This window comes from Streptomyces sp. NPDC048370 (assembly GCF_043200825.1).
Lineage (GTDB): Bacteria > Actinomycetota > Actinomycetes > Streptomycetales > Streptomycetaceae > Streptomyces.
The window spans coordinates 77600-101484 of record NZ_JBICYI010000017.1 but is presented as its reverse complement, the minus strand read 5'-3'; the positions used below and the strand labels follow the sequence as shown (position 1 = coordinate 101484).

At 71.8% G+C, this 23885-nt stretch carries 21 protein-coding genes; 8 read left to right on the top strand and 13 right to left on the bottom strand.

What is annotated here, in order from left to right:
• Window positions 1-106 precede the first annotated feature (106 nt).
• A complete protein-coding gene (locus ACGFYP_RS29980; RefSeq protein WP_393500082.1) occupies window positions 107-2476 on the top strand; it encodes a chitinase C-terminal domain-containing protein in 2370 nt (789 codons plus the stop codon).
• 134 nt (window positions 2477-2610) lie between these two features.
• The gene (locus ACGFYP_RS29975) at window positions 2611-3405 is read left to right on the top strand and encodes an SDR family oxidoreductase (RefSeq protein ID WP_393500079.1); all 795 of its coding nucleotides are present in this window, start codon (window positions 2611-2613) and stop codon (window positions 3403-3405) included.
• 8 nt (window positions 3406-3413) lie between these two features.
• Here the strand turns inward: ACGFYP_RS29975 and ACGFYP_RS29970 are convergent, their stop codons facing one another.
• Both ACGFYP_RS29970 and ACGFYP_RS29965 read right to left on the bottom strand, forming a co-directional pair.
• Window positions 3414-4253, bottom strand: a complete 840-nt coding sequence (locus tag ACGFYP_RS29970; RefSeq protein WP_393500076.1) for an arylamine N-acetyltransferase — start codon at window positions 4251-4253, stop codon at window positions 3414-3416.
• A gap of 88 nt (window positions 4254-4341) precedes the next feature.
• Window positions 4342-5466 (bottom strand): ROK family transcriptional regulator, encoded by a 1125-nt coding sequence (locus ACGFYP_RS29965; RefSeq protein WP_393500073.1) that lies wholly within the window; start codon window positions 5464-5466, stop codon window positions 4342-4344.
• Between the two features lie 100 nt (window positions 5467-5566).
• Between ACGFYP_RS29965 and ACGFYP_RS29960 the strand changes: the two genes are divergently transcribed.
• The 3 genes from ACGFYP_RS29960 (at window position 5567) to ACGFYP_RS29950 (ending at window position 9094) form a co-directional block, all read left to right on the top strand.
• Window positions 5567-6784, top strand: coding sequence for an MFS transporter (locus ACGFYP_RS29960; RefSeq protein ID WP_393500070.1), 1218 nt, complete (start codon window positions 5567-5569; stop codon window positions 6782-6784).
• Between the two features lie 136 nt (window positions 6785-6920).
• Window positions 6921-8321 (top strand): uracil-xanthine permease family protein, encoded by a 1401-nt coding sequence (locus ACGFYP_RS29955; RefSeq protein ID WP_393500067.1) that lies wholly within the window; start codon window positions 6921-6923, stop codon window positions 8319-8321.
• Between the two features lie 74 nt (window positions 8322-8395).
• Window positions 8396-9094: a DUF5995 family protein gene (locus ACGFYP_RS29950; protein ID WP_393500064.1), complete on the top strand. Its 699-nt coding sequence runs from the start codon at window positions 8396-8398 to the stop codon at window positions 9092-9094.
• Window positions 9095-9121: 27 nt separating this feature from the next.
• Here the strand turns inward: ACGFYP_RS29950 and ACGFYP_RS29945 are convergent, their stop codons facing one another.
• Together ACGFYP_RS29945 and ACGFYP_RS29940 are read right to left on the bottom strand one after the other, a co-directional pair.
• Entirely contained in the window at window positions 9122-10819 is a 1698-nt protein-coding gene (locus ACGFYP_RS29945; protein ID WP_361968635.1) for an NAD(P)/FAD-dependent oxidoreductase, read from the bottom strand.
• Between the two features lie 55 nt (window positions 10820-10874).
• Window positions 10875-11681, bottom strand: a complete 807-nt coding sequence (locus ACGFYP_RS29940) for a carbon-nitrogen hydrolase family protein (RefSeq protein ID WP_393500060.1) — start codon at window positions 11679-11681, stop codon at window positions 10875-10877.
• A gap of 289 nt (window positions 11682-11970) precedes the next feature.
• Between ACGFYP_RS29940 and ACGFYP_RS29935 the strand changes: the two genes are divergently transcribed.
• On the top strand, window positions 11971-12519 hold the full coding sequence (locus tag ACGFYP_RS29935) for a Repetin (RefSeq protein ID WP_393500057.1): 549 nt from the start codon (window positions 11971-11973) through the stop codon (window positions 12517-12519).
• A gap of 67 nt (window positions 12520-12586) precedes the next feature.
• On the opposite strand, the gene ACGFYP_RS29930 is transcribed toward ACGFYP_RS29935, so the two are convergent.
• The gene (locus tag ACGFYP_RS29930) at window positions 12587-13042 is read right to left on the bottom strand and encodes an Lrp/AsnC family transcriptional regulator (protein ID WP_015032260.1); all 456 of its coding nucleotides are present in this window, start codon (window positions 13040-13042) and stop codon (window positions 12587-12589) included.
• A 10-nt stretch (window positions 13043-13052) separates the two neighbouring features.
• Window positions 13053-14534 (bottom strand): amino acid permease, encoded by a 1482-nt coding sequence (locus ACGFYP_RS29925; RefSeq protein WP_361968630.1) that lies wholly within the window; start codon window positions 14532-14534, stop codon window positions 13053-13055.
• 354 nt (window positions 14535-14888) lie between these two features.
• Between ACGFYP_RS29925 and ACGFYP_RS29920 the strand changes: the two genes are divergently transcribed.
• On the top strand, window positions 14889-15878 hold the full coding sequence (locus ACGFYP_RS29920; RefSeq protein ID WP_393500052.1) for a GDSL-type esterase/lipase family protein: 990 nt from the start codon (window positions 14889-14891) through the stop codon (window positions 15876-15878).
• Between the two features lie 87 nt (window positions 15879-15965).
• Here ACGFYP_RS29920 and ACGFYP_RS29915 read toward each other — a convergent pair whose 3' ends face one another.
• From ACGFYP_RS29915 to fmt, 7 genes are all read right to left on the bottom strand, one after another.
• Window positions 15966-17408, bottom strand: a complete 1443-nt coding sequence (locus ACGFYP_RS29915; RefSeq protein ID WP_393500049.1) for a GuaB1 family IMP dehydrogenase-related protein — start codon at window positions 17406-17408, stop codon at window positions 15966-15968.
• A gap of 105 nt (window positions 17409-17513) precedes the next feature.
• Complete coding sequence (locus ACGFYP_RS29910; RefSeq protein ID WP_393500046.1) at window positions 17514-17870, bottom strand: barstar family protein; 357 nt, start codon at window positions 17868-17870, stop codon at window positions 17514-17516.
• The gene (locus tag ACGFYP_RS29905) at window positions 17857-18258 is read right to left on the bottom strand and encodes a ribonuclease domain-containing protein (protein ID WP_393500043.1); all 402 of its coding nucleotides are present in this window, start codon (window positions 18256-18258) and stop codon (window positions 17857-17859) included. Before ACGFYP_RS29905 ends, ACGFYP_RS29910 begins: the two co-directional genes overlap by 14 nt.
• A gap of 162 nt (window positions 18259-18420) precedes the next feature.
• Complete coding sequence (locus ACGFYP_RS29900) at window positions 18421-19470, bottom strand: sugar-binding domain-containing protein (RefSeq protein ID WP_361968620.1); 1050 nt, start codon at window positions 19468-19470, stop codon at window positions 18421-18423.
• Between the two features lie 154 nt (window positions 19471-19624).
• Window positions 19625-20308, bottom strand: coding sequence for a ribulose-phosphate 3-epimerase (gene rpe, locus ACGFYP_RS29895; RefSeq protein ID WP_393500039.1), 684 nt, complete (start codon window positions 20306-20308; stop codon window positions 19625-19627).
• Window positions 20309-20439: 131 nt separating this feature from the next.
• Window positions 20440-21861 carry a transcription antitermination factor NusB gene (locus tag ACGFYP_RS29890; RefSeq protein ID WP_361968617.1) on the bottom strand — a complete coding sequence of 474 codons (1422 nt, stop codon included), beginning with the start codon at window positions 21859-21861 and terminating at the stop codon, window positions 20440-20442.
• Between the two features lie 193 nt (window positions 21862-22054).
• Window positions 22055-22987, bottom strand: a complete 933-nt coding sequence (gene fmt, locus ACGFYP_RS29885; protein ID WP_393500035.1) for a methionyl-tRNA formyltransferase — start codon at window positions 22985-22987, stop codon at window positions 22055-22057.
• A 298-nt stretch (window positions 22988-23285) separates the two neighbouring features.
• Here fmt and ACGFYP_RS29880 point away from each other — a divergent pair, with 298 nt between their 5' ends.
• On the top strand, window positions 23286-23804 hold the full coding sequence (locus ACGFYP_RS29880) for a hypothetical protein (protein ID WP_393500032.1): 519 nt from the start codon (window positions 23286-23288) through the stop codon (window positions 23802-23804).
• Window positions 23805-23885: the final 81 nt, after the last annotated feature.

Sequence of the window (23885 nt, the reverse complement as noted above, 5' to 3'; positions counted from 1 at the left end):
CGTGTCACCTCCGAGGTACGGCCCGCCGGTGTGCGCACTCCACGGGCCCAACACGACCCACCCGTTTGTTCGTTGTGTCTGCCGACCTCCCCTGGAGGAACCGATCGTGTTGTCCCCCACGAAGACGAGGGTGTCGCTGCTCGCGTCCGGCGCGGCCGTCGCCGGTCTGCTGATCAGCTCCCTCGCCGGCGGCGTCTCGTACGCCGCCGACAACGAGAGCTGTCGCCCGGACGGGTTGTACAAGACCCCCGGTGTCGACGTCCCGTACTGCTCGGTCTACGACACCGAGGGCCGCGAGAAGATGGGCGCGGACCACCAGCGCCGCGTCATCGGTTACTTCACCGGGTGGCGTACGGGCAAGAACGGCGAGCCCGCCTACCTCGCCAACAACATTCCGTGGGACAAGATCACCCACATCAACTACGCCTTCGGACACGTCGGTTCCGACAACAAACTCTCGGTCGGCACGGACGGGCCGAACAACGCGGCCACCGGGATGACCTGGCCCGGCGTCGCCGGCGCGGAGATGGACCCGGGCTTCGCCTACAAGGGCCACTTCAACCTGCTGAACAAGTTCAAGAAGCAGCACCCGGACGTCAAGACGCTGATCTCGGTCGGCGGCTGGGCGGAGACCGGCGGCTACTTCGACGACAACGGCACCCGGGTGAACTCCGGCGGCTTCTACTCGATGGCTACCAACGCCGACGGTTCGGTCAACCAGGCCGGGATCAACACGTTCGCGGACTCGGCCGTCGCCTTCATCAAGAAGTACGGCTTCAACGGCGTCGACATCGACTACGAGTACCCGACCACGATGAAGGACGCGGGCAACCCACTCGACTGGCAGCTCGCCAACGCCCGCCGCGCGGGCCTGGTCAAGGGCTACGACGCCCTGATGAAGACCTTGCGCGAGAAGCTCGACCGGGCCGGCGCCACCGACGGCAAGCACTACCTGCTGACCGTCGCCGCGCCCTCCTCCGGCTACCTGCTGCGCGGCATGGAGACCTTCCAGATGCAGAAGTATCTGGACTACGTCAACATCATGTCCTACGACCTGCACGGCGCCTGGAACGAGTACGTCGGTCCCAACGCCTCGCTCTTCGACGACGGCAAGGACGGCGAGCTGGCCGCCGCGGGCGTCTACGGCTCCTCGCAGTACGGCGGTGTCGGCTACCTCAACACCGACTGGGCGTACCACTACTTCCGCGGCTCGATGCCGGCCGGCCGGATCAACATCGGCCTGCCGTACTACACCCGCGGCCACAAGAACGTGCAGGGCGGCACCGACGGGCTGTGGGGCAAGGCCACCGCGACCACCTGCCCGGCCGGAGCGGGTCTGACCAAGTGCGGTGACGGCGCCGTCGGCATCGACAACCTGTGGCACGACAAGGACACCAACGGCGCCGAGTCGCCCGCGGGCTCCAACCCGATGTGGCACGCCAAGAACCTGGAGAAGGGGATCGTCGGCGACTACGTCACGCAGTACGGCTTCCCCGCGAACACCGCGCTGACCGGCACCTACGCCCGCAAGTACGACTCGACCCTGGTCGCGCCGTGGCTGTGGAACGCGCAGAAGAAGGTCTTCCTTTCCACCGAGGACGAGCAGTCGGTGGCCGCCAAGGCCGACTACGTGGTCAGCAAGGGCATCGGCGGCACGATGGTCTGGGAGATGGCCGGCGACTACGACTGGAACGCCACCAAGGGCCAGTACGAGATGGGTGACACGCTCACCTCGCTGATGTACGACAAGTTCAAGGCGGCCACCCCCTACGGGTCGAAGAAGTCCAACGCCACGCTGCCGACCCAGGCCGTGAACGTGGGCGTGGAGTTCACCGAGTTCAAGCTGGGCGACTCCAACTACCCGATCACCCCCAAGCTCAAGATCACCAACAACACGGCCACCACGCTGCCGGGCGGCACGGAGTTCCAGTTCGACTACGCGACCGCGGCTCCCGCCAACGCCTCCGACCAGTCCGGCTTCGGTACGAAGGTGATCAGCAGCGACCACACGGGCAACAACGTGGGCGGTCTGAAGGGCGACTTCCACCGGGTGTCCCTGAAGCTCCCGGCCTGGCAGACGCTGGCCCCGGGCGCGTCGGTGGACCTGGCGTTCAACTACTACCTGCCGGTGTCCACGCCGTCGAACTGGACGGTGAACATCAACGGCACGACGTACGCGCTCGCCGGTGACCTGGCGCGCGGCGTGACGGTGGTGGAGCCGGGCACGACGACCCCGCCCACGACCCCGCCGACCACGCCGCCCACCACCCCGCCGACGACTCCCCCCACCACGCCGCCGACGACGCCGCCCGGTGGCACGTGCACCGCTCCGGCGTACGTGGCCGGCACGGTATACAACGGCGGCACCGAGGTCTCCCACAAGGGCCACAAGTGGAAGGCCCAGTGGTGGACCCAGAACGAGGAGCCGGGCACGACCGGCGAATGGGGCGTCTGGAAGGACCTCGGCGCCTGCTGATGTCCTGACCCTGATGTCCTGACCTCCACGGAACGCCCGGCGGCGGTTCACGGCCCTTGCCGTCGCCGGGTCCTCCCCCGCCTTCGCCGCGGCCCGCACATGCGGGCCGTGGCGAAGGCGTTCACCCTGGAGAGATGAGTACCTTCCTGGTGACCGGAGGCACGGGGACGCTCGGCCACCCCGTCTGCGAACGACTGCGCGCGGCCGGCCACGAGGTGCGTGTCCTGAGCCGGCACGCCCCGCCGTACACGGTCGACCTGCGCAAGGGCGGACCGCTCCTCGACCGGGCGCTGCGGGGCGTGGACACGATCGTCCACTGCACGAACATCCTGCGGGGCGACGACCAGGCCGTACGCAACCTCCTCGACGCCGCGCGCCGGGCGGAGGTCCCGCACCTGGTCTACATCTCGATCGTCGGCGTGGACCGCGTACCGCTGCCGTACTACAAGGCCAAGTACGCGGCCGAGCGGCTGATCGCGGACTCGGGCGTGGGCTGGACGATCCTGCGGACCACGCAGTACCACGACCTGATCCTGCGGCTCCTCGCCGGCCTGGCGAAGCCGCCGGTGATGCTGATCCCCAAGGACGTGCCGGACCAGCCGATGGAGGTCACCGAGGCCGCCGAGCGCCTCGCGGAGCTGGCGATGGGCGAGCCGGCGGGCCGGGTGGCGGACATGGGCGGCCCCGAGGTCCGTACGCTCGCCGAGCTGGCGGCCGCGTACCTGGCCGCGACCGGCATCGAGCGCCGCGTGGTGGAGGTGCCCCTCGCGGGCAAGGCCTACCAGGGGCTGCGCGACGGCGGCCACCTCGCGCCCGAACAGGCCGTGGGCCGCGTGACGTTCGAGGAGTTCCTGACCGCCCGCTTCGGGGCACGGGCAGGGACGGGGGCAGGGACGGACACCCCGGCGCCACCGCCCAAGGCCCCCTAGGGCACCCCTCACCTGCCCCGCGCGGCCTCCCACTTCTGGTGCGCGGTGTGGACGCGGTGCCACAGCTCCGCGCGTGCGGGGGCGTCGACGTCGGTCAGGTCAAGGCGGAACACGCCGGTCAGCACCTCGTACCAGTCGTCGGCCGAGTCGATGGTCCGCTCGTCCGTGCCCCCGGCGTGGGTCCGGCGCAGCACACAACCGCGCAGCACGTCGACGCCCTTGGCGTCGCGGAGCTGGGCGGTGAGGACGCGGACGAAGCCGGACTCGGGGGAGGTGGAGAGCCGGATGTGCTCCGCGGCGAAGGAGGGCAGCTCCACGGGGTCCGGCGCGAAGTCCATCGCCGTGAACGAGCCGCGGGGGTCATGGGTGAACCGCCAGCCGCCGGGCGCCGCCTCCGACGGGGCCATCCCGTAGGTGAACGGCCCCTGGGTGTAGCTGCCTTCGCGCAGCGGGAGCGGCTCGTGGATCGCGTCGCCGAGCCCGGTGTCGACCATCCACCGCTCGCCGTCGAGCAGCACGGTGAGCGCGAGATGGTCGCCGGACGCGCCCGCGGGGTCCTCGGGGGTGCCCTGCACCCCGGCCCGGTGCTGGGTGACGTCGTAGCCGAGGGCCGTCAGGAGCGCGCCGAAGGCTCCGTTGAGGTGGAAGCAGTAGCCGCCGCGCCCGCGCACGATCCGGGCCACGGATTCCGCGGCGCCGATGCCCGTCGGCCGCCCCAGATGGATGTCGAGGTTCTCGTAGGCGACCCGCTCCACCTGCGCCCGGTGCAGTGCCCACAGCGCCTCGGCGGTCGGGGCCGCCGGCCGGGCCACCCCCAGCGCGGCCAGATACCCGTCGACGTCGATCATGATCCCCCTCATGGTCCGAACTGCTCGAACAGATGATCAGCATAGTCGCCGGTACCGACACCGCCCCTAGAGAAAAAGGGCGTCGCCCCTAGGGAAAAAGGGCGTCCTGGGCCGCGTCGCGGGCGGCCAGGAGGGCGCCGCGCAGGACGGCCGTGTCGCCGAGCGCGGTGGCGCGGACCTCCGTACGGAGCGGGGAGAGCGCGGCGAGTTCGGCCTCGACGCGGGCGGCGAGTTCCGGTCCGCCCAGGTGGCCCGTCTCCCCGCCGAGGACGATGCAGCCCGGGTCGAGGACCGAGGCGACGGCCGCCGCGCCGACCGCGAGGCGGCGGGCCAGGGTTTCCAGGAAGGGGCCGTGCCCGGAGCCGAGCGCACCGGCGGGGTCGAGGCCGTGCTCCACGGCGAGGGCCTCCACCGCCGCGGCGCAGGCCAGCTCGTGGAAGCCGCCCTCGCAGCCGGTGGCCGAGGGCAGCCCGGAGGTGCCGGGCACCGGCAGGAAGCCGAGTTCGCCCGCCCCGCCCGAGGCCCCTCGGCGCAGCCGGCCGTCGAGGACGACGGCCGCGCCCACGCCCTGGCCGAGCCAGATCAGCACGAAGGTGTCGTGGTCGCGGGCGGCGCCGACCCGCTGCTCGGCGACGGCCGCGAGGTTGGTCTCGTTCTCCACGAGCACGGTCGCGGGCAGGCGTTCCTGGAGCGTGGCGATCAGCCGCCGGTGCCATTCGGGGAGCTTCGCGGTGTCGCGCAGCTCGCCCGTGGCCGGGTCGATCAGTCCGGGCGCGCCGACGGCGACGCTGTGCAGGTGGTCCACCCCGGCCGACTTCGCGGTCCGCTCCAGGAGCGAGACGGCCTTCTCGACGGCGGGCCCGGTCCCGTCCTCCCCGCCGATCGGGGCCGATGCCTCGGCGAGCGTGGTGCCCAGGAGGTCGGCGACGGTGAGCGAGACGGAGTTCGTACGGACGTCGAGGGCCGCGAGGTGGGCGCGGTCGGCGACGAGGCCGTACAGCTTGGCGTTGGGGCCGCGCCGCTCCGCGCCGGACTCCCCCACGACGCGGACGAGTCCGGAACCCCGGAGCCGTTCGACGAGATCGGCGACGGTGGGGCGGGAGAGTCCGGTCAGCGTTTTGAGCTGGGTCGCCGTCAACGGCCCCTCGTCCTGGAGCAGTCGCAGGGCGAGCCGGTCGTTGATGGCCCGGGCGGTGCTCGGGGATGCGGCCATGCCGGGATCCTCTCAGACGCGTGGCGGCGCTTTCCGCCACCCCACTATTTATCAGGCAGGGTTCCTGATAGTTTACCGCCCACCAACCGAGGGAGGGCACATGGCGGGCGAGACCGTCTTCAGTACCGAGCGACTGCGGCGGGCCCGGTTCGCCGTCGCCGCCGTCTTCTGCGTCCACGGCGCGGTCACGGGCAGCTTCGCCACCCGGATCCCCTGGATCCAGGACCACGCGGACGTCAGCGCGGGCCAACTCGGCCTCGCCCTGGCCTTCCCCGCGATCGGCGCCTCGCTCGCGATGCCGCTCGCCGGCGCGATCAGCCACCGCTTCGGGGCCCGTACGGCACTCCGCGGACTGCTCGTGCTCTGGACGATGGCCCTCACCCTGCCGTCGCTCGCCCCCGACATCTACGGGCTCTGCGCGGTGCTCTTCGTCTACGGCGCCACGGCCGGCATGTCCGACGTGGCGATGAACGCCCTCGGCGTCGAGACGGAGAATCGTCTCGGCAAGTCGATCATGTCCAGCCTGCACGGCATGTGGAGCGTCGGCGCGCTCATCGGCTCCGCCGCGGGCACCGTCGCCGCCCACTTCGGCGCGGACGCCCGGCTGCACCACCTGATCGCGGCCCTCGCCCTGACGGCGCTCGGCCTGGTCTGCTGCCAGGGCGTCCTCGATCTGCAGAGCGCCCCCGACGAGGAGGCCCCGCCGCGCTTCTCGCTGCCTCCGAAGTCCGCGCTGATCATCGGCGCCATCGGCTTCTGCGGGGTGTTCGCCGAGGGCGCCAGCCTGGACTGGTCGGCGGTCTACCTGCGGGACGAACTCGGCTCGTCGGCCGGTGTCGCGGCTGCCTCGACCACCGCCTTCGCGCTGACCATGGCCGTCGCACGGCTTGTCGGCGACCGGGTGGTGGACCGGTTCGGCGCGGTGCGGACGGTACGGGTCGGCGGTGTCGCCGCGACCCTCGGCGGCCTGCTCGTGGTCCTCGCCCCGCACGCCGCCGTGGCGATGGCCGGTTTCGGTCTCATCGGGCTCGGGGTCGCCGTCGTCGTACCGCTGGCCTTCGCCGCTGCCGGACGCAGCGGCCCGAACCCCAGCCAGGCCATCGCGGGCGTCGCCACCATCACGTACACCTCGGGGCTCATCGCCCCCTCCGCCATCGGCGGCATCGCCGACGCGACCTCGCTGATGTTCTCCTTCGGCCTGGTCACCCTGCTCGCCTTCGGCCTGGTGCTCGGCGCCGGGGTGCTCCGCCCGGGGGCCCGGGCCACGGCACCTGCCGCGAGCGGGACCCCGGCGGCGAGCTCAGGAAAGGTGTCGTAGAACGCCTGCGGGGAGGTCGCGCCGACCCCGCGGCGGAACCCCGGTGACCAGCGGCGCCTTACCATGTCTCTGATCTTTTTCGGCTGAGTCTCGCGCGGCGAACCGGCCGCCGTCACCGGAGAACTGGAGCGACCACATGAACCTCGGCGTGCGCTGGACCCTGCACGGCGACGGACGAACACCTGCTCCGGGCGCCGTGGTCCGGCCCGACGAGCGGCTCTCCTGGCCCCGTACGGTCGGTCTCGGCGCCCAGCACGTGGTCGCCATGTTCGGCGCGTCCTTCGTGGCGCCCGTGCTGATGGGACTCGATCCCAACCTCGCCATCATGATGTCCGGCGTCGCGACGGTGATCTTCCTGCTCGCGACGCGGGGCACGGTCCCGAGCTACCTGGGCTGTTCGCTCTCCTTCGTCGGTGTCGCCGCGGCCATCCGGGCCTCCGGCGGCACCAGCGCGACGGTCACCGGCGCGGTGTTCGTCGTCGGCGGTGCGCTGTTCCTCGCGGGTCTGGCGGTACGGAAGTTCGGCGCGCGGATCATCCACGCGGCGATGCCCCCGATCGTCACGGGCGCCGTCGTCATGCTGATCGGCTTCAACCTCGCCCCGGTGACCGCCGCCACGTACTGGCCGCAGGACCAGTGGACCGCGCTGCTGGTCATGCTCTTCACCGGTCTGGCCGTGGTCTGTCTGCGCGGATTCTGGTCGCGCATCGCGATCTTCCTCGGCCTGATCTTCGGCTACGGCATCTCGTGGATCTTCGACCTGGTCTTCGGCAAGATCCACTCGATGGGTCCCGGCGGCCAGGTCACCGACCACTGGCGGCTCGACCTCTCCGCCGTCTCGAAGGCCGACTGGATCGGCCTGCCGTCCTTCCACGGCCCGAGCTTCGAGTGGTCGGCGATCCTCGTCGCGCTGCCCGTCGTCATCGCCCTGATCGCCGAGAACGCCGGTCACGTCAAGGCCGTCGGCGAGATGACCGGCGACCCGCTCGACGACAAGCTCGGCACGGCCATCGCGGCCGACGGCGCCGCCTCGATGCTGTCGACCGCCGTGGGCGGCCCGCCGAACACCACGTACTCCGAGAACATCGGCGTCATGGCCGCCACCCGCGTCTACTCCACCGCCGCCTACTGGGCCGCGGCCGGCTTCGCGCTGCTCTTCGGCCTCTGCCCCAAGTTCGGCGCGGTCGTGGCCGCGATCCCGGGCGGTGTGCTCGGCGGCATCACGGTGATCCTCTACGGCATGATCGGCCTGCTCGGCGCCCAGATCTGGATCAACGCGAAGGTGGACCTCCGCAACCCGCTCAACCTGGTGCCGGCCGCGGCGGGCATCATCATCGGCGTCGGCGGGGTCAAGCTCACCTTCACCGACACCTTCGAGCTCGGCGGCATCGCCCTCGGCACCATCGTCGTGATCACCGGCTACCACGTGCTGCGGGCCTTCGCCCCGGCGCACTTGAAGCAGCAGGAGCCGCTGCTCGACTCCGGCACCAGCTCGTACGAGGGCACGGAGGACAGCGAGTCGGCCGACAAGTCGTAGCCATATTCGCCCGTTCTGGGTAAGCCGGGCCGAGGGAGTTCCCTCCCGAGCCCGGCTGCTGCGACGCTGCTCCCATGGTGCAGACCACGCAGATCGGGCAGTTCACCGCGGTCGACCCGGTGGTGGAGCGGATGCGGAGAATCCGCTCGGCCTGGCATCCGGCCGACGGCGTCGCCGTCTTCAACCGGGTCTATCTGACCGTGACGGAGGAGATCGGCCGAGCCATCGACTCCGGCACCTTCGCCGACCGGCGGGCCGCCGCCACCCTCGACATCCGCTTCGCCGAGCGCTATCTCGCGGTCGTGGACACCGTCGCCGCCGACGGCCCCGCCCCGGCCTGCTGGCGGCCGCTCTTCCACTACCGCCGCCATCCCGGCGTACGGCCGCTCCAGTTCGCGCTCGCCGGGATCAACGCGCACATCGGCCACGACCTTGCACTCGCCGTGGTCGACACCTGCCGGACCCTCGACTGCGCGCCGCGCGACCTCGAGGACGAGTTCGACCGGGTCGGCGACATCCTCGTCCTCCTGGAGGAGCGGATCCGCGAGGAACTGATGCCGGGCCCGGACCTCCTGGAGGTCGCGGACCCGCTGACGCATCTGCTGGGCTGCTGGAGCCTGGACCGGGCCCGTGACGGGGCCTGGCTCTCCGCCCGCTCCCTCTGGGAACTGGGCGAACTGCCCGACCTGGCCGAGGAGTTCACCGAACGCCTCGACCGGTCGGTGGGCCTGGTGGGGCGGATGCTGCTCACCCCGCTGTCCGTGCGCGGCTGACTCCGCGCGGCGGCCGGCTCCGTACGCTCAGTCCTCCGGGAGCTCCACCGGGGCGATCTCGTCGTAGACGTCGCCCGGGCCCGGGTTGGTGGCGTCGGTCGAGCCGCCGAAGTGGTGCATGACGCCCCACACGGCGTTGAGCGCGGTCTGCACGGCGCCCTCGGCCCAGCCGGCCGTCCACGAGATGTCGTCGCCCGCGAGGAAGATGCCCCGCTTGTCCTCCGGCAGCCGGTCCTGCATGAAGTGCGTGAACAGGCGGCGCTGGTAGCGGTAGTGGCCCGGCAGGTTCGCCTTGAAGGCGCCCATGAAGTAGGGCTCGTTCTCCCAGGAGACGGTCACCGGGTTGCCGATGATGTGCTTCCGGATGTCGACCTTCGGGTAGATCTCGCCGAGCGACTTCAGCATGACCTCCATCCGCTCGTTCGCGGACAGCGGCAGCCACTTCAGGCTGTCGTCGCACCACGTGTAAGAGAGGCAGATCGTGGCCGGCTTGTCCGGGCCGTCGTCCAGGAGGTACGTGCCGCGGGTCATCCGGTCGGTCAGCGTCATCGACATGACGTCCCGGCCGGTCTCCTCGTCCTTGTCCAGCCAGAACGGCCTGTCGACGGGGACGAACAGCTTCGAGCTCTCCATGTAGTGGGTGCGCTCGATCGCCGTCCAGTGGTCGATCGGGAAGAGCGAGTCGTCGCAGGCGATCTTGGAGAGCAGCATCCAGGACTGGGCGGTGAAGATCGCCGCCTGGTACGTACGGATGTCGCCGGAGGCGTCCGTGACGGTGATCCGGTTGCCCGCGGTGCGGTTCAGCCGGGTCACGGCCGGCTTCGGGTCACCGTCGTGCAGGGACTTCAGGGAGGTGCCCTGGGCCCAGTGGACGATCTTCTCCGGCTCGCGCTCCCACAGGCGCAGCGGCAGCTGCTGCGAGCCGCCCACGATGCCGCGGTGGTGGTCGTCGGCCTCGGTGTAGACGACCCGGAGGATCTCCAGGATCGAGTTGGGGAAGTCGGTGTCCCAGCCGCCGGTGCCGAAGCCGACCTGGCCGAAGATCTCGCGGTGGCGGAAGGACTTGAAGGACTCGGACTCGCAGAGGAAGCCGTAGAAGGTCTGGTTGTCCAGCTTCTCGACGAGCTTCGACCAGATCTCGCGGATGCGCGGGACGTCCCGCTCGCGCATGGCCTGGTTCATGTCGGAGAAGTCGGCGCCCTCGTCGAGGCAGGCGTTCCACGCGTTCATCACGTCGCGGTAGACCTGCGGCAGGTCGTCGACGGTCTGCGCGTAGTGCGACTCGCCCTTGAGGTCGACGACGGTCGACGGGGTGGACTCGGCGAGCGGGTTGGGGAACGCCTGCGTCTCCAGGCCCACCAGGTCGATGTAGTGCTGGAACGCGGTGGAGGAGGGCGGGAAGCGCATCGCGCCCATCTCCGCCGTGAGCCCCTCGGTGCCGGTGCCCTCGAAGCCGACGGTGCGGAGCCGGCCACCGATCTGGTCGGCCTCGTAGACGACGGGCTTGAGGCCCATCTTCATCAGCTCGTACGCGGCGATGATGCCGGAGAGTCCGCCGCCGATGACGGCGACCTCGGTGCCGTGCTCGGTCGCGGGTATCTGGCCGAGACCGGCCGGGTGGGCCAGGAAGTCGTCGTAGGCGTACGGGAAGTCCGGACCGAACATGGTGATCGGCGGCTGGCCGTCGCTGTGCGGGACGGCGGTCGTGGGCACCGTGGACGTCATGGGGTACGGACTCCTTGCGGGGAAAGCGGGGAAGTACGGGAAGAAGGGGGGCGGCTCAGACGAGGGAGCCGTAGAGGCCGGGACGCCGGTCGCGGAGGTACGGGTTGTCCTTGCGGGAGGCGGCGAGCAGGGCGGGGTCCACGTCGCCGATGACGAGGTCCTCGCCGCGGCCGGCGCGGACCCGGGCGGTGCCGTCCGGGGCGGCGAGCGTGGAGAGGCCGACGAACTCGAAGTCGCCCTCGGGGCCGGTCCGGTTGGCGTACGCGATGTAGATCTGGTTCTCGAAGGCGCGCACGGGGACGACGGACTCGGGGACGACCTCCGCGGGGTGCATCAGCGCGGTCGGTACGAGGAGGAGGTCCGTACCGGCCAGGGCCTGCGCCCGCACGTTCTCGGGGAACTCGACGTCGTAGCAGATCATCAGGCCGACCGTGAGGCCGCCGAGCTCCGCCTGGACGACGGCGTCCTCGCCGGGGGTGAACCAGTGGTGCTCGAAGTCGCCGAAGAGGTGGGTCTTGCGGTAGCGCAGGAGGGTGGCGCCGTCGGCGCCGATGAGCTGGGCCGCGTTGTACAGGACGCCGTGCTGCTCGGTGTCCCGCTCCGGGTAGCCGTAGCCGATGGCCAGGCCGTGTCGGGCGGCGAGGGCCGCGACGGCGCGCGCGGAGGGGCCGTCGGCCGGTTCGGCCAGGCGCGCCATGTCGGCGCCGATGGCGTAACCGGTGAGGAAGAGCTCGGGGGCGAGCAGCACCCCCGCGCCGGCGGCGGCCGCGCGGGCGGCGGCCTCGTCGAGGACCTTGAGGTTGGCGGCCACGTCGCCGAGCTCGCCGGAACTCTGGAGCAGGGCGGTGCGCAGCGGCGGCATCGGCAGGGTCCTTCGCTGGTGCGGGAGGGCAGGGTGGGGCGTCAGAGCGACGTCAAAAACGGTACGGTTCCGGGCCGCATCGGGACAAGGCGCGACCGTTGCGGACCGACCGTCGAACCGTTGCGCGATGCGCGGGCGCCACGGCGATTCGTTGCGCGCACCCCTCATGCTCGGGTCGGAGCGCTCCCCCGCCGTGCGGCGGAGACCGAACCGTTCCGTGGCGCGACGCCCCGGGGCGGGCCGCGCGGAAGAGTGGTGGCTGTCCGGTTGACCTGCTGAAAGGACCACCATGAACCGCCGTACGAAGATCGTCGCCCTGGCCGCCGCCGCACTGATCACCGCCGGGGCCGCGGGCTCCGCCGTCGCCTCGGGGGACGGCCGGGGCGGCAGCCGCGAGGCGGCCGCGCTGACCGGGACCGCGAAGCTCTACCGGCCGGCCGGGGACGACATCACCTTCACCTTCGACGCGCACCTGGCGGCGAAGGACCAGCGGGACCCGACGAAGGCGACGGGGACGTTCCGCTTCAGCCACTACATCGGGGACTTCGGCGGGTCGGCCGATGTGAAGGTCGACTGCCTGTCGACGGGCGGCAAGGTCGCGGTGGTGACGGGTGTGATCACCCGGTCGGACGGCGTGCTGGCACCGTCGCTGGGCAAGCGGGTCGGCATCTCGGTGCACGACCTCGGGAAGCACGACCGCCTGGGCTACAGCTGGATGGCCTCCAACGACCCGACGAAGGACGAGGTGCCGAAGTGCACCAGCGCCGCGCCCTTCGAGAAGACGAAGGCCGGGACGGGTGACTTCAAGGTGCTGCCCTGGCAGGTTCCGTACAACTAGGACGGCCGGGTCGAGGCCGAGGGGCGGTGCGGGAACCACGGCCCGCCCCGCCCCCCGGCCGCCGGGGCTACGCGGGCGAGCCGGAGGAGAAGCGCCGCAGCAGCGGCGAGAGCACCAGGACGGACTTGGTGCGCTCCACGAACGGCTCGCCAGCGATGCGCTCCAGGACGCGCTCGAAGTGGCGCATGTCGGAGGCGAAGACCTGGACGACGGCGTCCGCGTCGCCGGTGACGGTCGACGCGGACACCACCTCGGGGTACCGCTCCAGACCTCGCCGGATGTCGTCGGGCGAGGTGTTGTGGCGACAGTAGATCTCGACGAACCCCTCGGTCTCCCAGCCGAGCGCCGCCGGGTCCACCCGTACGGTGAATCCGGTGATGGCGCCCTCGGCCCGCAGCCGGTCCACGCGCCGCTTGACGGCGGGGGCGGACAGGCCGACGAGCGAACCGATGTCGGCGTACGAGCGGCGGGCGTCCTCCGCGAGGGCGTGGACGATGCGTTCGTCGAGGTCGTTGAGTCGCACTACGGGTGGATCACTTCTCTGCGTCGGAGGCCCCGGTGTCGGTGGCCAGGCGGGAGCGGCGCATGCCGTACAGGAAGTAGAACACGAGGCCCGCGGCCATCCAGCAACCGAAGACCACCCAGGTGATCGAGTCCAGGCTGAACATGTTGTAGACGCAGAACCCGAAGCCGAGGATCGGGAAGGTCCAGCCGAGCGGGACGCGGAACGTGCGGTCCATGGTCGGGCGGGTGCGGCGCAGCACGATGACCGCGATGTTGACCAGAGCGAAGGCGAACAGGGTGCCGATGCTGGTGGCGTCGACGAGCTTGCCCAGCGGGATGACGGACGCGAGGGCGCCGCAGAACAGCGAGACGATGACGGTGTTCACGCGCGGGGTGCCGGTCTTGCCGCTGACCTTGCCGAACACCTTCGGCACCAGGCCGTCGCGGGACATCGCGAAGAGCACACGGGTCTGGCCGTAGAGGACGGTCAGGACGACGCTGGCGATCGAGATGACGGCGCCGGCCGCGAGCAGCGTGCCCCAGAAGGCCTGGCCGCTGACGTCGTTCATGATCGCGGCGAGCGTGGCCTCGGAGCCCTCGAAGTCCTTCCAGTTCCACGCGCCGACTGCGACGGCCGCGACGAGGACGTAGAGGACGGTGACGATGAGGAGCGACAGCATGATCGCGCGGGGCAGGTCGCGCTTCGGGTCCTTCGCCTCCTCACCGGCGGTGGAGGCGGCGTCGAAGCCGATGTACGAGAAGAAGAGGCTCGCTCCGGCGGCGCTGACGCCCGCCATGCCGAGCGGCATGAAGTCGGCGTAGTTGCCGGACTTGAAGCCCATGAAGCCGATGGCGCAGAAGAGCACCAGGGCGGCGATCTTCACGAACACCATGACGGTGTTGACGACGGCGGACTCGCGGGCGCCGCCGAGCAGGAAGACCATCGCGAGCAGGACGACGATCAGACCCGGCAGGTTGATGATGCCGCCCTCACCGGGCGCCGAGGAGAGCACCTCGGGGATGGTGATGCCGATCGTGCCGTCGAGAAGCTCGTTGAGGTACTCGCCCCAGCCGACCGCCACGGCGGCGACCGAGACGCCGTACTCCAGGACCAGGCACCAGCCGCAGACCCAGGCGACGAGTTCACCCATCGTTGCGTACGCATACGAGTAGGAGGAACCGGCGACCGGTATGGAGCCCGCCAGCTCGGCGTACGAGAGGGCGGAGAAGAGCGCCGTGAGACCGGCGATGACGAAGGCGACGGTGACCGCGGGGCCCGCCTTCGGCACGGTGTCGCCGAGGACGACGAAGATGCCGGTTCCGAGCGTGGCTCCGATGCTGATCATGGTCAGCTGCCACATCGAGAGCGTGCGGCGGAGCTGGCCGCCCTCGCCCTGGCCACCCTCGGCGACCAGGCGTTCTACCGGCTTGCGCCGGGTGAGGGCGGAGAGCCCCGAGGTCTTGGGGACGGACGGCTCGACGGCCGGTGAGGCCGTGCCTTGATCCAGCACTGCGAAGGCTCCTTGATCGCTGCCTGTCGAAATGCGACGACCACGGCGGTACGCGGGCATGACGAAAGGGCCCGCGAGGGAAGGGGGAACCGCCGAGCAGGCGGTCGCCGCCACTCCTGGTACGAGGCATGAGCCTAAGCCCCGACGCTTCGCGCTCGTAATGCAGGGTTGTTGCGCACCCACAGATGATCATTGCGCGCTCGGGGCCCAGACGGGGAAACATTGCGCCCCGCCGCATGAATCGGCACATTGGGCCCGAACGGGGGTGTGAAGCACCCTCCGCGTGCGCATTGACTCCTCGTGCGCGATGAACGACTCTGCGAGCCCCCTGCGTCACCTCGATCGGAGGCTTCGGTGGGCTGGCTGGAACCCACTCCTTACCTGCGCGGCACGGCCTGGCTCGACGGCGGCCGGGCGGTCCGCGCCGACCCCGCCGACCTGGCCCGGCTGCCCTGGGACACCGCCGAGCGGGCGGCGCTGCCGATCGGCGTACGGGTGGAGTTCACGGCCGCGCCCGGCACGCGCGCGGTCGAGCTGCGCTATCGCGCGGCCGTTCCAGGGACCGGGGACGCCATGCGGGCCCTGCGGCACTGCTTCGCGCTCTGGCGGGACGGGCGGTGCGTGGGCGAGAGCTTCACGGCCCCGGCGGAGGAGGCCACGATCGCGCTCGACCTACCGCCCGGGGGAGGGACGTTCGCGGTCCATCTGCCGGAGAGCCAGGCGCCGGTGGTGCTGGGGCTGCGGGCGCGCGAGGGCGCCCTCTCCCCCGCCCCGAGGCGGCCGCGCTGGCTGGTGCACGGGGACTCGATCACCGAGGGCTGGTGGTCGACCCGGCCCGCGCACTCCTGGCCGGCGACGGCGGGCCGGGCGCTCGGCCTGGACACGGTCAACCTCGGCTTCGCGGGCGGGGCGCGCGGCGAGCTGCCCCTCGCCGAGCAGCTGGCGAGCCTCCCCGGCGAGCTCGTCACCCTCGCCTTCGGCACCAACTGCTGGTCCAGGGCGCCCAGTTCGGCCGGCTGGCTGTACGAGACGGTACGGGCGTACGTGGGTCTGGTGCGCCGGGGCCACCCGGACGCCCCGCTGCTGATCCTCTCCCCTGTGCTGCGGCCGGAGGCGGAGACCGCCCCGAACGCGCTGGGCGCCACCCTCGCGGACCTGCGCACGGCCATGGAGCACGCGGGCCGGGACCTGGCGGCGGAGGGCGACGAACGGCTCCTGGTGCTCTCAGGGCGGTCCCTGCTCGACCCGGAGGACCTGGCGGACGGCCTGCACCCCAACGACCGGGGCCACGCCCGGATGGCGGCGGCGGTGGCGCGGGCCCTGGGTCCGTACGTACGCGGGTGAGTACGGACGCCGGTGAGTACGCCGAAGGCCCCCACGAGTCGGCTCAGGACTCGCGGGGGCCTTCGGCATACGACGAACTGCCGGCGACTAGCTCCAGCTGGCGTGCAGCGGCTTGCCCTCGGCGTAACCGGCGGCGCTCTGGATGCCGACCGTCGCCTTCTCCTCGAACTCGGCGAGCGAAGCCGCGCCCGCGTAGGTGCAGGAGGAGCGGACACCCGCGATGATCGAGTCGATCAGGTCCTCGACGCCCGGACGGGTCGGGTCGAGGAACATCCGCGAGGTGGAGATGCCCTCCTCGAAGAGCGCCTTGCGGGCCCGGTCGTACGCGGACTCCTCGCTCGTGCGGTTGCGCACCGCGCGGGCGGAGGCCATGCCGAACGACTCCTTGTAGAGCCGGCCGTTGGCGTCCTGCTGGAGGTCGCCCGGGGACTCGTACGTCCCGGCGAACCAGGAGCCGATCATCACGTTGGACGCACCGGCGGCGAGCGCCATGGCGACGTCGCGCGGGTGGCGGACACCGCCGTCGGCCCAGACGTGCTTGCCGTACTTCTTCGCCTCGGCGGCGCACTCCAGGACGGCGGAGAACTGCGGGCGGCCGACACCGGTCATCATGCGCGTGGTGCACATGGCGCCGGGGCCGACGCCGACCTTGATGATGTCCGCGCCGGCGTCGATGAGGTCCTTGACTCCCTCGGCGGCGACGATGTTGCCGGCGACGATCGGGACCTGCGGGTCGAGCGCGCGGACGGCCTTGATCGCGGCGATCATCGACTCCTGGTGGCCGTGCGCCGTGTCGATGACGAGCGTGTCGACGCCCGCGTCGAGGAGCTGCTTGGCCTTGCCCACGAAGTCGCCGTTGATGCCGACGGCGGCGGCGATGCGCAGCTTGCCGGCGGCGTCGGTCGCCGGGGTGTACAGGGTCGCGCGCAGGGCGCCCTTGCGGGTCAGGATGCCGACGAGACGGCCGTCCTTGTCCACGGCCGGGGCGTAGCGGCGGTTGGCGTGGTCGAGCGTGTTGAACGCGTCGCGCGGGTCGATGTCGGCGTCGAGGAGCAGCAGGTCCCTCGACATGACCTCGGAGAGCTGCGTGAAGCGGTCCACACCGGAGAGGTCCGCGTCGGTGACCACACCGACCGGACGGCGGTCCTCGTCCACGACGACACCGGCGTCGTGCGCGCGCTTCGGCAGCAGCGAGAGCGCGTCGGCGACGGTCTGGTGGGGCTCCAGGACGATCGGGGTGTCCAGGACGTGGTGGCGGCTCTTGACCCACCCGATGACGTCGGTGACGACCTCGATCGGGATGTCCTGGGGAATGACGACCAGGCCGCCACGGCGGGCGACGGTCTCGGCCATGCGGCGGCCGGCGATCGCGGTCATGTTGGCGACGACCAGCGGGATCGTCGTACCCGTACCGTCGGGCGAGGAGAGGTCCACGGCCTGGCGGGAACCCACCGCCGAGCGGCTCGGCACCATGAACACATCGTCGTACGTCAGGTCGTAGGGCGGCTTGACGTCATTGAGGAAACGCACGTGCTGACATCCCAGTCGTTCGGATCGGCCCCTAGGCATTTCAGCCAGGGGAAAAAGCACGTAGTTCATTGTCCCACGCCGGTGCGCGTACCCGACCCGGGCGATTCATCCGAGGCTTGCCGGACCCTCTTCGTCCGATCCTCCAAGAGGGGTCCCCCGCGGGGTTCCCAGTGCGAGGAGGACGGTGAGGCCCGTGGTGCTGGTGTCGGCGGCCGTGGCGAAGACGTCCTGGGCGGTCTCCCAGTCGCTCGGTCGGGCCGTGGCATAAGCCTGCCAGCCCGTGACGACGAGGGCCACCGGGCGGCCGAGGTCGGTCAGACAGTCGGCGAGGGCGTCCCAGTTCCGCCCGAACCAGCGCGGCAGCGCGAGGGCGGTGGCGCAGCGGTCCATGAAGGCGGACTTGTCCACGACTCCGCGCAGATCGAGGACGACGGGGTCGCGCAGCGCCTCAGCGAGCTTCATCGGGCAGGACCTCCCGGAAGGTCTCGTAGTGGTCGTCGGTGTAGTAGACCTCGCCGCCGCGTCCGGTGACGAGACGCCGGGCGCCACGATCGCGTTCGCCGGGGGTGCGGACCGTGTACTCGCGGTAGTAGCCGCGCTTGTGCTGCGGCAGGATCCGCTCGAAGTTGGAGAAGGTCGCGCCGTCCTTCTCGTACGGGAAGGGCCCTCCGCGCTCGATGAGCCGGAGGGTCGCCCGCGCCTCGTCCGGCAGCTCCGCGACGCGGACGGCCTCCAGACCGGAGGAGCCGGTGGGGGCGGGGCTGCCGCCGCTCCCGGCGGTCGAACAGCCGACGAGCACGCCGACGCACAGGAAGAGCGCGAAGAGCGCGCGCAGGGGCCGGAGCAACATGCCCCGACGGTACGTCGAGCCCGGTCACCACGCCTGCCGTAGGCCGGGTCCGGCGGGAAGGCCCACGGCAGAGAACGCCAGGTCTCGGACGCAGGTCTCGGACGCAGGTCTCGGACGCCGGTCTCAGACGCCGGTCTCGGACGCAGGTCTCAGACGCAGGTCTCAGACGCCGTCCGGGTCCGCGCGCTCCAGCGCGGGGCGCGGGCCGGGGGCGGACTCGGTGAGGAGGTAGTCGGCCGCGGCCCGGTCGGTCACGAGGCTGGTGACGAGCCCGGAGCGGAGGACCGCCCCGATCGCCGCCGCCTTGCGCTGGCCGCCCGCGATCGCGACGACCTCGGGGATCCGGCGCAGCCGGTCGGCCTCGACCGTGATGCAGCGCTCGCCCAGGTCACGGCCGACCCGGCGCCCCTCGGAGTCGAAGAGGTGCGCGGACATCTCGGCGGCGACGCCGAGGGAGGCGTAGTGGGCGCGCTCCTCGTCCGTGAGCATGTCGTGCACGGTCGAGATGCCCGGCTCCCAGGAGCCGATGGAGACACAGGCGACGGTGACCTTGTCGAAGTACTCGAAGGCCCGCGCGATGCCCGTCTGGTTGCGCAGCGCGGCCGCCGTGGCGGGGTCGGGCAGCAGCATCGGCGCGTAGATGGGGTGCGCCTCGCCGCCGGAGACCTGGGCGGCACGGCGGACGGCCTCGACCGAGCCGCGCTCGGCGGTCCCCGCGTCGTACACGCCGGTGAGCTGGACGACCGTGCACGGGGGCAGCCGGTCGAGGGCGGCGGCCATGTGGATGGTCGAGCGGCCCCAGGCCAGGCCGAGGACGTCGCCCTCGTTGACCAGTTCGCCGAGCAGGTCGGCGGCGACCTCGCCGAGGTTCTCCGGGTCCGGCGACTCGTCCTCGCCCTCCGCCGGCGACTCGACGACGACTGCGTGGCGGAGCCCGTAGCGGGCGCGGAGCGCGTCCGAGCGCTCGGCGTCCAGCTCGGCCGGGACGCGGATCTCGATCCGTACGAGGTCGCGTTCGAGCGCGGTCTCCAGGACCCGGGCCACCTTGAAGCGGCTCACGCCGAACTCCTCCGCGATCTGGATCTTGGACTTGCCCTCGAGGTAGAAGCGGCGCGCCATGGCCGCCGCCTGCACCAGCTCCGCGGGTCCCATCCGCAGGGCTGACCGTCCCGCCGAGATTCCCGCCACCGCGATCTCCTTAGCTCTGTTCACGTACCGCTGCTCACGTGCCGCGTCGTGGTGCTGGTCGTGCTGCCGTCGTACTGCTGTCGTTCACACTCTGGACTCGCCGTTCATCCTGTCAGATCCGGCGGGTCCCGATCGGTCCTGTCGGCGCTCCGACGGACCGCGTTCATCTGCCGGAGGTTCAGTGGCCACACGCCCACGCCGCCGTGGCGGTCGCGGCGTCGGCCTTGGCACGGAGCGAGCGGACGGCCTCGGCCGGGTCCTGGGCGCCGTAGACCGCCGATCCGGCGACGAAGACGTCGGCGCCGGCCTCGGCGCACCGCTCGATGGTGGATTCGGCCACCCCGCCGTCGACCTGCAGCCACAACTCAAGGCCGTGCTTGGAGATCAGCTCACGGGTGCGACGGATCTTGGGCAGCATGATGTCGAGGAAGGCCTGCCCGCCGAAGCCGGGCTCGACGGTCATGATCAGCAGCATGTCGAGCTCGGGGAGCAGGTCCTCGTACGGCTCGATGGGCGTGGCCGGCTTCAGCGCCATCGCGGCGCGCGCGCCCTTCGCCCGGATCTCGCGGGCGAGCCGCACGGGGGCGGCGGCCGCCTCGACGTGGAAGGTGACGGACCCGGCGCCGGCCTCCACGTACTGCGGGGCCCAGCGGTCCGGGTCCTCGATCATGAGGTGGCAGTCCAGCGGGGTGTCCGTGGCCCGGGCCAGCGACTCGACGATCGGCACGCCGAGGGTCAGGTTGGGGACGAAGTGGTTGTCCATGACATCGACGTGCAGCCAGTCGGCTCCGTCGACGGCCTTCGCCTCCTCGGCGAGGCGGGCGAAGTCTGCGGACAGGATGCTGGGGTTGATCTGCGCCATGTGCCAAGCCTGCCATGTTCTTGGGCACTTCTTTGCCGCGAAGCGGTTTCGGACCGGGATCCGGGCGACTTCGGACCCGAATCCGGTCCGAAAAGGCAGACGTAACCGACCTTTCCGTCTCTTCACGTCTCTCAGGAGGTACGGCGGAGCAGCGCCAGGTACATCGCGTCGGTGCCGTGCAGGTGCGGCCAGAGCTGGACGTCCGGTCCTTCGCCGAGCGCGGGGACTCCGGGCATCAGCGGGCGGACGTCGATCCACTCCGCCTCGACCGCCGGGCCGCCGCGCCCCTTGAGGACGTCCTCGACGACGATCCGGGTCTCGGCCAGGTGCGGCGAGCAGGTCGCGTACCCGACGACGCCTCCCACGCGGACCGCCGACAGCGCTTCGCGCAGCAGACCGCGCTGGAGCGGGGCGAAGCCGTCCAGGTCCTCCGGGCGGCGGCGCCAGCGGGCCTCGGGGCGGCGGCGCAGCGCGCCCAGGCCCGAGCAGGGCACGTCCATCAGGACGCGGTCGAAGGAGCCGGGCCGCCACGGCGGGCGGGTGCCGTCGGCGGCGATGACCTGGTACGGGCCGGGGTTGCCGGCCAGCGCGCGCTCGACGAGCCGGGCGCGGTGGGGCTGCTTCTCGGAGGCGAGCAGGGCGGCGCCGCGTTCGGCGGCCAGGGCGCCGAGGAGGGCCGCCTTGCCGCCGGGTCCCGCGCATCCGTCGAGCCAGCGCTCGTCGCGGCCCTCCAGGGGAGCGTTGGCGAGCGCGATGGCGACGAGCTGGCTGCCCTCGTCCTGGACACCGGCCCGCCCCTCCTTCACGGCCTCGATGGCCCCGGGCTCGCCGCCCTCGGCCATCCGCACCGCGTACGGCGACCAGCGGCCGGGCAGCGTGTCCTCGTCGGTCAGCTCGGCGGTGGTGGCGCGCCCCGGCCTGGCGACGAGGGTGACCTCGGGCCGCTCGTTGTCGGCCTCCAGGAGGTCCTCGATGCCGGCCCGGCCGCCGCCGAGCGCGTCCCAGAGCGCCGAGACGACCCAGCGGGGGTGCGAGTGGACGACCGCGAGGTGGTCCTCGGCGTCGTCCTCGTAGGGCGGGGCGACCTGCTCGACCCAGGTGTCGAGGTCGTGCTGCGAGATCTTCCGCAGTACGGCGTTCACGAACTTGGCCCGGCCGTCGCCGAGCACCACCCGCGCCAGCTCCACGCTGGCCGAGACGGCCGCGTGCGTGGGGATGCGCGTGCCGAGCAGCTGGTGCGCGCCGAGCGACAGCACGTCGAGGACGGGCGGGTCGACCTCGCGCAGCGGCCGGTCGATGCACGCCGACACGATGGCGTCGTACGTCCCCTGCCGCCGCAGCGTCCCGTAGACCAGCTCGGTCGCGAGCGCCGCGTCCCGCCCGTCGAAGTCACCGCCCTCCCGGGCCTTCTTCAACAGCGGCGGCAGCACGAGGTTCGCGTAGGCGTCCCGCTCGTCGACCGCCCGCAACGCCTCGAAGGCCAGGATCCGAACGGGATCCTTCTTGGGGCGCCGATACGGCTTGGGGGGACGGCGACGTGCCTGCTCGCTCAAAAGGTGCTCCGCGTGAGAAATGACGAGGTCGAACCCTCTCAGCCTACGTCCGCCGCCCCGGGCCACGGAAAAGGGCCCCTGCGGCCGGAGCACGCCCGGCCGTCGACCCCCGCGCCGCCGGACAGGCCCTAGGGAGTGTCCGGAAAGTATGGTCGTCCGCCCGGAGAGCCAGGCCAGACTTTCCGGACGCGACCTAGAGACCCACCCGCTCGCCCGGGGCGATCCGGACGCCTCGGGCCCAGTCGGCGGCCTTCATCGGCTTCTTGCCCTGGGGCTGGACCCAGAGGAGCTCGACGGCGTGGGAGCCGGTGCCGACGTGCACGTTGTTCTTGCCCGCCGCGAGTTCGCCGGGCGTGAGGTCCGTGCGGTCGGGGAGAAGTGCCGTCTGGATCAGCTTGAGGCGCTCGCCGCGGAAGACGGTCCAGGCTCCCGGCGCGGGTGTGCAGCCGCGTACGACACGGTCCACGCGGAGCGCCGGGGCCTTCCAGTCCACGTGCGCGTCCTCGACCTGGATCTTGGGCGCGAGCGTGACGCCGTCGGCCGGCTGCGGTACGGCCTTGAGGGTGCCGTCCTCGATGCCGTCCATGGTCGCCGCGAGCAGCCCGGAGCCCGCGAAGGCGAGCCGGGTGAGCAGGTCGCCGCTGGTGTCGGTGGGGCGGACGTCCTCGGTGATCACACCGTAGACCGGGCCGGAGTCGAGCCCCTCCTCGATCTGGAACGTCGACGCGCCCGTGACCTCGTCGCCCGCCATCACGGCGTGCTGCACCGGGGCCGCGCCGCGCCACGCGGGCAGCAGCGAGAAGTGCAGGTTGACCCAGCCGTGGGTGGGGATGTCGAGGGCGACCTTGGGGAGGAGCGCGCCGTAGGCGACGACCGGGCAGCAGTCCGGGGCGATCTCGCGGAGCCGCGCGAGGAACGCCTCGTCGCGCGGCCTCGCCGGCTTGAGGATCTCGATCCCGGCCTCCTCCGCCCGCTCGGCGACCGGGCTCGCCACCAGGCGCCGGCCGCGGCCCGCGGGGGCGTCGGGGCGGGTGACGACGGCGGCCACCTCGTGCCGGCCGGAGGCGAGCAGGGCGTCCAGGGCGGGCACGGCGACCTCGGGGGTGCCTGCGAAGACCAGCTTCACTCGGAAATACCTCGCATGTCGGGGCGGTGGGGCTACCTCCCTGCTCGAGCGCAGCCGAGAGCGTGGGAGAGGGCAGCACACCAGTCTAGGGGCCGGGGCGCGAGGGCCTGTCCGACCCTGATCCGCCGGACAGGCTCCAGGGGGCGTACGTGACGGTGAGCGCCCCGCGCATATGCGTGTACGCCCCCGCAGCGTGACCCAACCACGCGTAGCGCGTTGGTCAAGAGAGATTGACCGAAACGGGCCCGCCCTTGTCGTGGCCCGACCCTATTTCCACGCCGGTTCGAGAGGCTTTCACATGGCCGACCACGCAACCCACGACGCCCAAGCCCGGGCAAGTCTGCACCTGTTGGTGCGGGACATCGAGCGGGTCCGGCGCCAGGTCGACGCACTGCGCACGCTCACGGCCCAGTTGGGCAATGTCTACCGCCCGCGCCGCTCCGGCCCGTCGACCGGCTTCGTCGTCTACGGGCGGGCGCCCGCGCCGACCGTGCGGCTCGCCCAGGAGCTGCGGGACAGTGTCGAGACCCTGGTGACGGCGGCGGTCGACTTCGACCGCTCGCTCGGGTTCTCGTGGGACGCGGTGGGCTCGGCGCTCGGGGTCACGAAGCAGGCCGTCCACCGCCGCTACGGCGCGCGCCGCGCGCCCCAGCCGGGGCTCGTCGTGGAGCAGGAGCACGCGCCGGAACCGGGCGCGACCCGCACGATCCCGGTGGTCCCGCCGGCCCGCACGATGCCGCCGCAGCCGACCCACGCGACGCAGACCCTCCGCGAGGACCCCCGCCCCTCGGCCTTCCCGGGCCCCCGCAACGGCTGACCCGCCGGCCGCCAAGGGCCCGCGCGGTTCCGTACGGCGGTATCCGTCCGGCCCCCGGGGCACGGCCAGTCACCACCCGGG

Excerpts from the sequence above, each read along its gene's own strand:
- ACGFYP_RS29975 (WP_393500079.1), top strand. The coding sequence starts at position 2,611 with ATGAGTACCTTCCTGGTGACCGGAGGCACGGGGACGCTCGGCCACCCC.
- ACGFYP_RS29970 (WP_393500076.1), bottom strand. The coding sequence starts at position 4,253 with ATGATCGACGTCGACGGGTATCTGGCCGCGCTGGGGGTGGCCCGGCCG.
- ACGFYP_RS29965 (WP_393500073.1), bottom strand. The coding sequence starts at position 5,466 with ATGGCCGCATCCCCGAGCACCGCCCGGGCCATCAACGACCGGCTCGCC.
- ACGFYP_RS29960 (WP_393500070.1), top strand. The coding sequence starts at position 5,567 with ATGGCGGGCGAGACCGTCTTCAGTACCGAGCGACTGCGGCGGGCCCGG.
- ACGFYP_RS29955 (WP_393500067.1), top strand. The coding sequence starts at position 6,921 with ATGAACCTCGGCGTGCGCTGGACCCTGCACGGCGACGGACGAACACCT.
- ACGFYP_RS29950 (WP_393500064.1), top strand. The coding sequence starts at position 8,396 with ATGGTGCAGACCACGCAGATCGGGCAGTTCACCGCGGTCGACCCGGTG.
- ACGFYP_RS29945 (WP_361968635.1), bottom strand. The coding sequence starts at position 10,819 with ATGACGTCCACGGTGCCCACGACCGCCGTCCCGCACAGCGACGGCCAG.
- ACGFYP_RS29940 (WP_393500060.1), bottom strand. The coding sequence starts at position 11,681 with ATGCCGCCGCTGCGCACCGCCCTGCTCCAGAGTTCCGGCGAGCTCGGC.
- ACGFYP_RS29935 (WP_393500057.1), top strand. The coding sequence starts at position 11,971 with ATGAACCGCCGTACGAAGATCGTCGCCCTGGCCGCCGCCGCACTGATC.
- ACGFYP_RS29910 (WP_393500046.1), bottom strand. The coding sequence starts at position 17,870 with ATGAAGCTCGCTGAGGCGCTGCGCGACCCCGTCGTCCTCGATCTGCGC.
- ACGFYP_RS29905 (WP_393500043.1), bottom strand. The coding sequence starts at position 18,258 with ATGTTGCTCCGGCCCCTGCGCGCGCTCTTCGCGCTCTTCCTGTGCGTC.
- rpe (WP_393500039.1), bottom strand. The coding sequence starts at position 20,308 with ATGGCGCAGATCAACCCCAGCATCCTGTCCGCAGACTTCGCCCGCCTC.
- ACGFYP_RS29880 (WP_393500032.1), top strand. The coding sequence starts at position 23,286 with ATGGCCGACCACGCAACCCACGACGCCCAAGCCCGGGCAAGTCTGCAC.